The organism is Pantoea sp. Mb-10, assembly GCF_021272205.1.
In the GTDB taxonomy this organism is placed as follows: Bacteria; Pseudomonadota; Gammaproteobacteria; order Enterobacterales; family Enterobacteriaceae; genus Pantoea.
Map to the genome: position 1 here is coordinate 70314 of NZ_JAJSDX010000012.1, position 10353 is coordinate 80666.

14 protein-coding genes are annotated in these 10353 nt (G+C 54.5%); 13 read left to right on the forward strand and 1 reads right to left on the reverse strand.

Going from position 1 to position 10353, the window contains the following annotated elements; translation table 11 throughout:
• Positions 1-74: 74 nt before the first annotated feature.
• The 4 genes from kefG to slyD all read left to right on the forward strand — a co-directional run bounded on the left by kefG (position 75) and on the right by slyD (position 3410).
• A complete protein-coding gene (kefG, locus tag LU196_RS19395) occupies positions 75-626 on the forward strand; it encodes a glutathione-regulated potassium-efflux system ancillary protein KefG (RefSeq protein ID WP_232760988.1) in 552 nt (183 codons plus the stop codon).
• Positions 626-2428, forward strand: coding sequence for a glutathione-regulated potassium-efflux system protein KefB (gene kefB / locus LU196_RS19400; RefSeq protein WP_232760987.1), 1803 nt, complete (start codon positions 626-628; stop codon positions 2426-2428). Before kefG ends, kefB begins: the two co-directional genes overlap by 1 nt.
• A gap of 47 nt (positions 2429-2475) precedes the next feature.
• Positions 2476-2670, forward strand: a complete 195-nt coding sequence (locus LU196_RS19405; protein ID WP_006120567.1) for a YheV family putative zinc ribbon protein — start codon at positions 2476-2478, stop codon at positions 2668-2670.
• A gap of 194 nt (positions 2671-2864) precedes the next feature.
• Positions 2865-3410, forward strand: coding sequence for a peptidylprolyl isomerase (gene slyD / locus LU196_RS19410; protein ID WP_232760985.1), 546 nt, complete (start codon positions 2865-2867; stop codon positions 3408-3410).
• 75 nt (positions 3411-3485) lie between these two features.
• On the opposite strand, the gene LU196_RS19415 is transcribed toward slyD, so the two are convergent.
• Positions 3486-3704: a SlyX family protein gene (locus LU196_RS19415; protein WP_232760983.1), complete on the reverse strand. Its 219-nt coding sequence runs from the start codon at positions 3702-3704 to the stop codon at positions 3486-3488.
• Between the two features lie 280 nt (positions 3705-3984).
• Between LU196_RS19415 and fkpA the strand changes: the two genes are divergently transcribed.
• The 9 genes from fkpA to LU196_RS19460 form a co-directional block, all read left to right on the forward strand.
• Positions 3985-4815, forward strand: a complete 831-nt coding sequence (gene fkpA, locus LU196_RS19420) for an FKBP-type peptidyl-prolyl cis-trans isomerase (protein ID WP_232760981.1) — start codon at positions 3985-3987, stop codon at positions 4813-4815.
• Positions 4816-5025: 210 nt separating this feature from the next.
• Positions 5026-5748 carry a transcriptional regulator gene (locus tag LU196_RS19425; protein WP_232760979.1) on the forward strand — a complete coding sequence of 241 codons (723 nt, stop codon included), beginning with the start codon at positions 5026-5028 and terminating at the stop codon, positions 5746-5748.
• The gene (tusD, locus tag LU196_RS19430; protein ID WP_232760978.1) at positions 5748-6134 is read left to right on the forward strand and encodes a sulfurtransferase complex subunit TusD; all 387 of its coding nucleotides are present in this window, start codon (positions 5748-5750) and stop codon (positions 6132-6134) included. Before LU196_RS19425 ends, tusD begins: the two co-directional genes overlap by 1 nt.
• The gene (gene tusC / locus LU196_RS19435; RefSeq protein WP_232760976.1) at positions 6134-6493 is read left to right on the forward strand and encodes a sulfurtransferase complex subunit TusC; all 360 of its coding nucleotides are present in this window, start codon (positions 6134-6136) and stop codon (positions 6491-6493) included. Before tusD ends, tusC begins: the two co-directional genes overlap by 1 nt.
• A gap of 9 nt (positions 6494-6502) precedes the next feature.
• Entirely contained in the window at positions 6503-6790 is a 288-nt protein-coding gene (tusB, locus tag LU196_RS19440) for a sulfurtransferase complex subunit TusB (RefSeq protein WP_232760975.1), read from the forward strand.
• Positions 6791-6914: 124 nt separating this feature from the next.
• Positions 6915-7289 carry a 30S ribosomal protein S12 gene (gene rpsL / locus LU196_RS19445; RefSeq protein WP_010616440.1) on the forward strand — a complete coding sequence of 125 codons (375 nt, stop codon included), beginning with the start codon at positions 6915-6917 and terminating at the stop codon, positions 7287-7289.
• A 96-nt stretch (positions 7290-7385) separates the two neighbouring features.
• The gene (gene rpsG / locus LU196_RS19450; protein WP_007886246.1) at positions 7386-7856 is read left to right on the forward strand and encodes a 30S ribosomal protein S7; all 471 of its coding nucleotides are present in this window, start codon (positions 7386-7388) and stop codon (positions 7854-7856) included.
• Between the two features lie 93 nt (positions 7857-7949).
• Positions 7950-10064, forward strand: a complete 2115-nt coding sequence (gene fusA / locus LU196_RS19455) for an elongation factor G (protein ID WP_232760973.1) — start codon at positions 7950-7952, stop codon at positions 10062-10064.
• A gap of 69 nt (positions 10065-10133) precedes the next feature.
• The coding region (locus tag LU196_RS19460) for a GTP-binding protein (protein ID WP_232760972.1) at positions 10134-10353 on the forward strand (220 nt) is incomplete at its 3' end.

Genomic DNA, 10353 nt, shown 5'->3' on the forward strand with positions numbered 1-10353 from the left:
TAATTCGAGAATATTTGTTGCGTCGAGCATGGTAGCGGAATTCCGCTGCTGTGACGACGCTTTGGAGGGGAAGGATGTCGCAGCCGCCAAAAATCTTGCTGCTTTACGCCCATCCGGAGACACAGGATTCGATTGCTAATCGAGTTTTGCTGCAATCGGCTAAGGACCTTGAACACGTCACCGTGCACGATTTGTATGCCCATTATCCGGATTTTTTTATTGATATTCACTATGAGCAGCAGCTACTGCGTGACCATCAAATCATTGTGTTCCAGCACCCGCTTTACACCTATAGCTGTCCGGCGCTCTTGAAAGAGTGGTTCGACCGGGTGCTGTCGCGCGGTTTTGCCAGCGGTGTGGATGGCAATGCGCTGGAGGGCAAATATTGGCGCAGCGTGGTGACGACCGGTGAGCCGGAGACGGCCTACCACCACAGCGGCCTGAACCGCTATCCGATGAGCGACATTATGCGCCCCTTCGAGCTGACCGCGCAGATGTGCCGCATGCACTGGCTCACGCCGATGGTGATCTACTGGGCGCGTCGTCAGACGCCGGACGCGATGCGGCACGTCGCCCGGGCGTATGGTGAATGGCTCGCCTCTCCACTGCCGCAAGGAGGGTTGTAATGCAGGGTGAAACGTTACTGACTGCGGGGGTTATTTATCTCTGCGCGGCGGTGCTGGTGGTGCCGATCGCGGCCCGCATCGGCATTGGCGCGGTGTTGGGTTATTTGCTGGCAGGCATTGCCATCGGCCCGTGGGGGCTAGGTTTTATCAGTGATGTGGAAGAGATTCTCCATTTTTCTGAGCTGGGTGTGGTGTTCCTGATGTTTATCATCGGGCTGGAGCTGAACCCGGCAAAGCTGTGGGCGCTGCGCCGCTCGATTTTCGGCGTAGGTGCGGCGCAGGTGGTCATCTCCGCAGCCCTGCTGGGCGTGGTGCTGTGGCTCAGCGACTTTAGCTGGGAAGCGGCCGTGATTGGCGGAATCGGCTTGGCGATGTCCTCAACGGCCATGGCATTACAGCTGATGCGTGACAAAGGCATGAACCGCAGCGAGGCGGGCCAGCTAGGCTTTTCGGTGCTGCTGTTCCAGGATCTTGCGGTTATTCCGGCGCTGGCGCTGGTGCCGCTGCTGGCGGGGAGCGACAGCGGTTCGGTTGACTGGATGAAAGTGGGCATCAAGGTGCTGGCGTTTGCCGGTATGTTGATCGGCGGCCGCTATCTGCTGCGGCCCATTTTCCGCTTTATCGCCGCCTCAGGCGTGCGCGAAGTGTTCACCGCCGCCTCGCTGCTGCTGGTGCTGGGGTCGGCATTATTTATGGACGCGCTGGGGCTCTCGATGGCGCTGGGCACGTTTATCGCCGGTATTCTGCTGGCTGAAAGCGAGTACCGCCACGAGCTGGAAGTGGCGATCGAGCCGTTTAAAGGCCTGCTGCTGGGGCTGTTCTTTATTTCGGTCGGCATGGCGCTAAACCTCGGCGTCCTGTATACCCACATCGCAGAAATTTTGTTGGGCGTGGTGATCCTGGTGGCAGTGAAAACGCTGGTACTCTATGTGCTGGGACGCATTTATGGCCTGCGCAGCTCGGAGCGCCAGCAGTTTGCCTGCGTGCTCAGTCAGGGCGGTGAGTTCGCGTTCGTGCTGTTTTCTGCGGCTTCATCGGCCAAGCTGTTCAGCGGCGATCAGCTGCCGCTGCTGCTGGTCACGGTGACGCTTTCCATGATGACCACGCCGCTGCTGATGCAGGGCGTTGACAGGCTGCTGGCGCACCGCTTTAACGAGACCGACGATCACGGTGAAAAACCCTTTGTCGAAGACGATCAGCCGCAGGTGATTGTGGTGGGCTTTGGGCGCTTTGGTCAGGTGGTGGGACGCTTGCTGATGGCGAACAACAAGCGCATTACCGTGCTGGAGCGTGACATTTCCGCCGTCAGCCTGATGCGGAAATACGGCTATAAGGTTTATTACGGTGATGCCACCGAGCTTGAGCTGTTGCGGGCGGCGGGCGCGGAGAATGCGCAATCTATCGTGGTGACCTGCAGCAATCCCGAAGATGCCATGACGATTGTGCACCTGTGTCAGCAGCATTTCCCGCATCTGGAAATTCTGGCGCGCGCGCGTGGCCGCGTGGAAGCGCATGAGCTGCTGCAGGCCGGCGTGACGCTGTTTTCACGCGAAACGTTCTCCAGTGCGCTGGAGCTGGGGCGCAAGGCCCTTATTTCGCTGGGGATGCATCCGCACCAGGCCCAGCGTGCGCAGCAGCATTTCCGCCGTCTTGATATGCGGATGCTGCGTGAGCTGGTGCCGAGCCATGGTGACAGTGCGCAGGTCTCACGCGTCAGAGAGGCGCGGCGCGAGCTGGAGGACATCTTCCAGCGTGAGATGCAGCATGAAAAACGCCAGATTGACGGCTGGGATGACGAGTAGGGCTACACTTTAGGTATCCGCTCATTCAATGACGGTTAGGAAACAGTATGCGTAAACGTTTTATTGCCGGTGCGGTTTGCCCGCACTGCCAGGAAAAAGACACGCTGGCGATGTGGCGTGAGAATAATGTTGATGTAGTGGAGTGCGTTAAGTGCGGCCATCAGATGCGCGAAGCCGATAAGCAGGCGCGCGATCAGGTGCGCAGCAATGAACAGGTCATCGGCATTTTTCATCCTGAGTAGCGTGATGGCTCAGCTTTTTTTCAGCCTGGACTTACAGCGGGATTGAATTCCGTTACAATCGTGGCCATTAACGCTGAGCAGTAAGCAACGACGCTTCTGTTGGCATTCTCAGTTTTAAGCCTTTCTGGTTGGTTATTGCACGCAAAAATAGACCAATGAGACGGGACCTTAGCTCTCAACGGTTAGGAGATATCATGAAAGTAGCAAAAGACCTGGTGGTGAGCCTGGCGTATCAGGTTCGTACCGAAGACGGTGTGTTGGTTGACGAGTCACCGGTGAGTGCACCGTTGGACTATCTGCACGGTCATGGTTCCCTGATTTCTGGTCTGGAAAAAGCGCTGGAAGATCATGCGGTAGGTGACAAGTTTGACGTGCATATCCCTGCTAACGATGCGTACGGTCAGTATGATGACAATCTGGTTCAGCGCGTGCCTAAAGATGTGTTCATGGGCGTAGACGAACTGCAGGTTGGCATGCGTTTCCTGGCAGAAACCGATCAGGGTCCGGTACCGGTTGAAATCACCGAAGTGGAAGATGAGCACGTGGTGGTCGACGGCAACCACATGCTGGCGGGCCAGAACCTTAACTTCAACGTTGAGGTGGTTGCCATTCGTGAAGCCACGGAAGAAGAGATCGCACACGGTCACGTCCACGGCGCGGACGGTCATCACCACGATCACGACCACGATCACGGCGAAGGCAGCTGCGGCAGCCACGGCGGTTGCGGTTGCAGCCACTGAGTTTTGTCGTCACGTGAAAAAGGCCACCGTTGGGTGGCCTTTTTTTTGCCTGATTTACCGGGTCCGCACCGTCGTTTAGTAGTGCGGTGGCGGTGTCTCTTCCGACTGTGAGGCAACCAGCGACGGTGCAGCCGCTTTCACTTTGTCCACCAGCAAACGCACCTGTTCACGTATTTTACTCATCTCTAGCTCGTGCTGGGTGACGGTCTGGTTGAGCTGCTCGATAGTGTCTTCCTGGAAAGCGAGTTTACTCTCTAACGCCTCAAGACGTTGTTCCCACTCTGCTTGTTGCATTCTCTCTTCCTCTGCTTCGTCCGGCGCCGTAGCGCACTTTTGCGCGTAATTTTACGGCGTTTGCTGACAGAATCACCCGATATTTACCGTTATTATCACCGGATGGTTGAAATCTGGGCCTGCGCCATCATCTCTGATGAAACTTCCTGACGCAAAAAAGGTCGGAAGTTAGCCGGACTAATTACGCCGTGGGAGTGTTCGCCGCTGCCACGTAAAGTTATAGTGTGGGCCACTGTCCGCAATGATTCCCGAGGTGATGAGCTTCGGTTTTGGAGAAAGGATGAAATCACTGTTTAAAGTCACATTGTTAGCTACCACGATGGCCGTTGCGCTGAATGCCCCGCTGGCAATGGCTGCTGAGACCGCGGCTGCGCCAGCAGATGCTGTTCAGGCTGCGCCGCAGGCACCGAAAAATGCTGCCTTCAAAAATGAAGATGAGCAATCCGCTTATGCGCTGGGTGCGTCACTGGGACGCTACATGGACAATTCTCTAAAGGAACAAGAGAAACTGGGCATCAAACTGGACAAAGATCAGCTGATTGCTGGCGTTCAGGATGCGTTCGGCGGCAAGAGCAAACTTTCCGATCAGGAAATCGAGCAAACCCTGCAGTCCTTTGAAGGCCGCGTAAAGGGCGCCGCTCAGGCGAAGATGGAAAAAGACGCGAAAGAAAATGCCGATAAAGGCAGCGCTTACGCCGAAAAATTCGCCAAAGAAAAAGGCGTGAAGAAAACCGAATCGGGCTTGCTGTATCAGGTTGAGAAAGAGGGCACCGGCGCCGTGCCAAAAGACAGTGATACCGTTGTGGTTAACTACAAAGGCACGCTGGTCGACGGTACCGAGTTTGATAACTCCTACACGCGCGGCGAACCGCTGTCGTTCCGTCTTGACGGTGTGATTCCAGGCTGGACGGAAGGCCTGAAGCACGTGAAGAAAGGCGGTAAAATCAAGCTGGTGATTCCACCGAACCTGGCGTATGGCAAAAACGGCGTACCGGGCATCCCGGCAAACTCTACGCTGGTGTTTGACGTTGAGCTGCTCGACATCAAACCTGCGCCAAAAGCGGATGAAAAAGCGCAGGCGCCTGCCGCTGACGATAAAAAAGCGCAGTAATTGTGCTGACGTGCCGCCGCCTTCGGGCGGCGGTTTCTTTTCGACTTCTCTCCTTGCCTCTTGCCTTGTGCTCTTGTCCGCGGGAATTATCAAAGCTCTGGCTAAAAACCCTGACATTTGCCAGACTATCGGCTGCATAATGATCATCTAATACGAGTCTGCCCCTGAGCTGTCGAGACAGGCTCCAGCCATTTTAGGGTAATGTCTTCGATGTCTAATCCATTCAATCCCGGCGAACTGACTGATTTCGATTTACTCGAGCAGCGTCCGTTTGAGCAGGCCGACTACGATATTCTCAAATCCTATGAAGCGGTGGTGGACGGGCTGGCAATGCTGATCGGTTCGCACTGTGAAATCGTGCTGCATTCCCTGGAAGATTTAAAACGCTCTGCGGTGCGTATTGCCAACGGGGAGCACACCGGTCGTCAGGTCGGCTCGCCGATAACCGATTTAGCGCTGCGCATGCTGCACGATATGCATGGCGCCGACAGCAATGTGTCCCGCGCCTATTTCACCCGCGCCAAGAGCGGCGTGCTAATGAAGTCGGTGACGATTGCGATTCGCAACCGCCAGCAGCGCGTGATCGGTTTGCTTTGCATCAATATGAACCTCGATGTGCCGTTTTCGCAGATCATGTCGACTTTTATGCCGCCAGAGATGCAGCAGGTGGATTCCAACGTGAACTTTGCCAGCTCCGTGGAAGACCTGGTTACCCAGACGCTGGAATTTACCATTGAAGAAGTCAGTGCGGATCGCAACGTGTCCAACAACGCCAAGAATCGCCAGATTGTGCTCAATCTCTATGAAAAGGGCATTTTCGACATTAAAGACGCGATCAACCAAGTGGCTGAACGTCTGAATATCTCGAAGCACACGGTGTATCTTTATATTCGCCAGTTCAAGAGCGGCGACTTTCAGGGGCAGGAGCGCTGATGCGTTACACCTTGCTGGTCACCGGCCCGGCCTATGGCACGCAGCACGCCAGCAGCGCGTTGCTGTTCGCGCGCGCGTTACTCAACGCCGGCCACCAGCTTGAGAGCGTGTTTTTTTACCGCGAGGGCGTGCTCAATGCGAATCAGCTGACTGCACCTGCCAGCGATGAGGTGGACATGGTGCGCGAATGGCATCGTCTCCAGCAAGCGAGCGGCGCCGCGCTGAATGTGTGCGTGGCGGCCGCGCTGCGTCGCGGCGTGACGGATAGCCAGGAAGCCGCACGCTTACAGCTGGCGGCGAGTAATCTGCAGCCAGGCTTTGCGCTCAGCGGCTTAGGTGCACTGGCAGAAGCGGCGCTGCATTGCGATCGCCTGGTACAGTTTTAATGAACCGCGTGGCCTTTCTGTTTACTCAGGCCCCGCACGGCAGCAGCGCTGGCAGGGAAGGGCTGGATGCGGTGCTGGCAACGGGCGCGTTCAGCGATGATATCGGCCTGTTTTTTATCGGCGATGGGGTGTTACAGCTTACCTGTGAGCAGCAGCCGGAAAAAATTCTGGCGCGAAACTATATTGCAACCTTTGGCGTGCTTGCGCTGTATGACATTGAGCAGTGCTATGTGTGCGAATCGTCGCTGCGGGCGCGCGGCATGCATCCCGAGGCCGCGCGCGTGCTGAACGCCGACGTTGTCGATGCGCCTTCGCTGCGCCAGGCACTGGCACGCTTTGACCGAATAATTCGTTTTTGAGAACCCACTATGCTCTTTACGCTGCTGCACTCTCCCTGGCAATGCGATCTCAACAGCCTGCTGCTATTGGTGAAGCAAGGCGACGATCTGCTGCTGCTGCAGGATGGGGTTACCGCTGCGCTGGACGGAAGTGAAGCGCTGCAAAAATTGCTGGCTTCACCTGCGACGCTGTGGGTACTGGAAGACGATGCGGCTGCACGTGGCATTACTGCTCAAATTTCAACCCGTGTGACAATGCTGGACTATACTGGTTTCGTTAACTTGACGGTAAAGCACCAGCAGCAGATTGCCTGGTGACAGCGAAAACCTGGTTATTTCTTGACACCCTTTTGACACAGCCCTAAAATTCTGCCTCCTCGTAGCAATGCGAGGCGATTTATTACGTGTTTACGAAGCAAAAGCTAAATCCAGGAGCTATTTAATGGCAACAGTTAACCAGCTGGTTCGCAAGCCACGCGTTCGTCAGGTTGCTAAAAGCAACGTGCCGGCGCTGGAAGCCTGCCCGCAAAAACGTGGTGTTTGTACTCGTGTTTACACCACCACTCCAAAAAAACCAAACTCCGCACTGCGTAAAGTCTGCCGTGTGCGTTTGACCAACGGTTTTGAAGTCACCTCCTACATCGGTGGTGAAGGTCACAACCTGCAGGAGCACTCCGTGATCCTGATCCGTGGCGGTCGTGTTAAAGACCTGCCAGGTGTGCGTTACCACACCGTTCGTGGCGCGCTGGACTGCTCAGGTGTTAAAGACCGTAAGCAGGCTCGCTCCAAGTATGGTGTGAAGAAGCCAAAGGCTTAATGGTTCTCCGTTAAGTAAGGCCAAACGTTTTAACTTAAATGTCAAACTGAACTCGTAGAGTTTTGGACAATCCTGAATTAACAACGGAGTATTTCCATGCCACGTCGTCGCGTCATTGGTCAGCGTAAAATTCTGCCGGATCCTAAGTTCGGATCAGAGCTGCTGGCTAAATTTGTAAATATCCTGATGGTAGATGGTAAAAAATCTACTGCTGAATCTATCGTCTACACCGCGCTTGATACCCTGGCTCAACGCGCTGGTAAAGACGGACTGGAAGCGTTCGAGGTTGCTCTCGAGAACGTGCGTCCGACTGTCGAAGTTAAGTCACGTCGCGTTGGTGGTTCTACCTACCAGGTTCCAGTTGAAGTACGTCCGGTTCGTCGTAATGCCCTGGCAATGCGTTGGATCGTAGAAGCTGCTCGTAAACGCGGTGATAAATCAATGGCTCTCCGCCTGGCGAACGAACTTTCTGATGCTGCAGAAAACAAAGGTACTGCAGTTAAGAAACGTGAAGACGTTCACCGCATGGCTGAAGCCAACAAGGCGTTCGCACACTACCGCTGGTAACAGTTACGTAGTTGTTGTTAAACCAGCGGGCGCTCAAACAGCCAACCCGCTGGGGTCGACTAACTTTGAACGTCCGAAAAACCGAGGAATAAAATGGCTCGTACAACACCCATTGCGCGCTACCGTAACATCGGTATCAGTGCACACATCGACGCCGGTAAGACTACTACTACCGAACGTATTCTGTTCTACACCGGTGTAAACCACAAAATCGGTGAAGTTCACGATGGCGCAGCAACGATGGACTGGATGGCTCAGGAGCAGGAGCGTGGTATTACCATCACCTCTGCTGCGACCACAGCATTCTGGTCTGGTATGGCTAAGCAGTTTGAGCCGCACCGCATCAACATCATCGACACCCCTGGACACGTTGACTTCACCATCGAAGTAGAACGTTCCATGCGTGTGCTCGACGGCGCAGTAATGGTTTACTGTGCAGTAGGTGGCGTGCAGCCACAGTCTGAAACCGTATGGCGTCAGGCAAACAAATATAAAGTTCCACGCATCGCGTTCGTTAACAAAATGGACCGCATGGGTGCTAACTTCCTGAAAGTTGTAGGCCAGATCGAAGCGCGTCTGGGTGCAACTCCAGTTCCACTGCAGCTGGCTATCGGCGCAGAAGAAAACTTCACCGGTGTTGTTGACCTGATCAAAATGAAGGCCATCAACTGGAACGATGAAGATGCAGGCGTGACCTTCGTTTACGAAGATATCCCAGCAAACATGCAGGAACTGGCAGAAGAGTGGCGTGGCAAGCTGATTGAAGCTGCTGCAGAAGCCTCTGAAGAGCTGATGGAGAAATTCTTCAGCGGCGAAGAGCTGAGCGAAGAAGAGATCAAATCTGCTCTGCGTAAGCGCGTACTGAACAACGAGATCATCCTCGTGACCTGTGGTTCTGCATTTAAGAACAAAGGTGTTCAGGCGATGCTGGATGCCGTTATTGAATATCTGCCAGCGCCAACTGACGTTACCGCTATTAACGGTATTCTGGACGACGGTAAAGATACGCCAGCAGTTCGTCACTCAAGTGATGAAGAGCCATTCGCTGCGCTGGCGTTCAAAATCGCCAACGACCCGTTCGTGGGCAACCTGACCTTCTTCCGCGTTTACTCCGGTATCGTGAAGTCAGGCGATACCGTACTGAACTCCGTGAAGTCTGCGCGTGAGCGTCTGGGCCGTATCGTACAGATGCACGCCAACAAGCGTGAAGAGATCAGCGAAGTTCGCGCAGGCGACATCGCGGCAGCAATCGGTCTGAAAGATGTGATCACCGGTGATACCCTGTGTGATCCCGCTAACCCGATTATCCTGGAGCGCATGGAGTTCCCAGAGCCGGTAATCTCGATCGCCGTTGAGCCGAAAACCAAAGCTGACCAGGAAAAAATGGGTCTGGCTCTGGGTCGTCTGGCGAAAGAAGACCCATCATTCCGCGTATGGACTGATGAAGAGTCTAACCAGACCATCATCGCAGGTATGGGTGAGCTGCACCTCGACATCATCGTTGACCGTATGAAGCGTGAATTCAACGTTGAAGCGAATATCGGTAAACCACAGGTAGCGTATCGCGAAGCGATCCGTTCTAAAGTGACCGGTATCGAAGGTAAACACGCCAAGCAGTCTGGTGGTCGTGGTCAGTATGGTCATGTTGTTATCGACATGTACCCACTGGAGCCGGGTTCAAACCCGAAAGGCTACGAGTTTGTTAACGACATCAAAGGTGGTGTGATTCCTGGTGAATACATCCCTGCCGTTGATAAAGGTATCCAAGAGCAGCTGAAGTCTGGTCCACTGGCGGGTTACCCGGTAGTTGATCTGGGCGTGCGCCTGCACTTCGGTTCTTACCATGACGTTGACTCCTCTGAGCTGGCGTTTAAACTGGCCGCGTCTCTTGCCTTCAAAGATGGCTTTAAGAAAGCGCAGCCTGTTCTGCTTGAGCCAATCATGAAGGTTGAAGTAGAAACTCCAGAAGAGAACACCGGTGACGTTATCGGTGACCTGAGCCGCCGTCGTGGTATGCTCAAAGGTCAGGAATCTAACGCGACTGGCGTTCAGATTCACGCTGAAGTACCGCTTTCCGAAATGTTCGGTTATGCAACTCAGCTGCGTTCTCTGACCAAAGGCCGTGCTTCTTACTCCATGGAGTTCCTGAAGTACGATGATGCGCCGAACAACGTCGCTCAGGCCGTTATTGAAGCTCGTGGCAAATAAGGCTACGGTTTAAAAATTGTGAACTGATGCCTTCATCAATGATGAAGGCATAACGTAAGGATTATCGCCATGGCGAAAGAGCAATTTCAGCGTAACAAACTGCACGTAAACGTGGGCACCATCGGTCACGTTGACCACGGTAAAACCACCCTGACTGCAGCTATCACCACCGTACTGGCTAAAACCAACGGCGGCCAGGCTCGTGCATTCGACCAGATCGACAGCACCCCTGAAGAAAAAGCACGTGGTATCACCATCAACACCGCACACGTAGAGTACGAAACCGCTG

Bases quoted from the DNA above. Each gene is read 5' to 3' on its own strand.
- tusD (WP_232760978.1), top strand. From the start codon at position 5,748: ATGCGTTACACCTTGCTGGTCACCGGCCCGGCCTATGGCACGCAGCAC.
- slyD (WP_232760985.1), top strand. From the start codon at position 2,865: ATGAAAGTAGCAAAAGACCTGGTGGTGAGCCTGGCGTATCAGGTTCGT.
- fkpA (WP_232760981.1), top strand. From the start codon at position 3,985: ATGAAATCACTGTTTAAAGTCACATTGTTAGCTACCACGATGGCCGTT.
- tusC (WP_232760976.1), top strand. From the start codon at position 6,134: ATGAACCGCGTGGCCTTTCTGTTTACTCAGGCCCCGCACGGCAGCAGC.
- kefG (WP_232760988.1), top strand. From the start codon at position 75: ATGTCGCAGCCGCCAAAAATCTTGCTGCTTTACGCCCATCCGGAGACA.
- LU196_RS19415 (WP_232760983.1), bottom strand. From the start codon at position 3,704: ATGCAACAAGCAGAGTGGGAACAACGTCTTGAGGCGTTAGAGAGTAAA.
- rpsG (WP_007886246.1), top strand. From the start codon at position 7,386: ATGCCACGTCGTCGCGTCATTGGTCAGCGTAAAATTCTGCCGGATCCT.
- kefB (WP_232760987.1), top strand. From the start codon at position 626: ATGCAGGGTGAAACGTTACTGACTGCGGGGGTTATTTATCTCTGCGCG.
- fusA (WP_232760973.1), top strand. From the start codon at position 7,950: ATGGCTCGTACAACACCCATTGCGCGCTACCGTAACATCGGTATCAGT.
- LU196_RS19405 (WP_006120567.1), top strand. From the start codon at position 2,476: ATGCGTAAACGTTTTATTGCCGGTGCGGTTTGCCCGCACTGCCAGGAA.
- rpsL (WP_010616440.1), top strand. From the start codon at position 6,915: ATGGCAACAGTTAACCAGCTGGTTCGCAAGCCACGCGTTCGTCAGGTT.
- tusB (WP_232760975.1), top strand. From the start codon at position 6,503: ATGCTCTTTACGCTGCTGCACTCTCCCTGGCAATGCGATCTCAACAGC.
- LU196_RS19425 (WP_232760979.1), top strand. From the start codon at position 5,026: ATGTCTAATCCATTCAATCCCGGCGAACTGACTGATTTCGATTTACTC.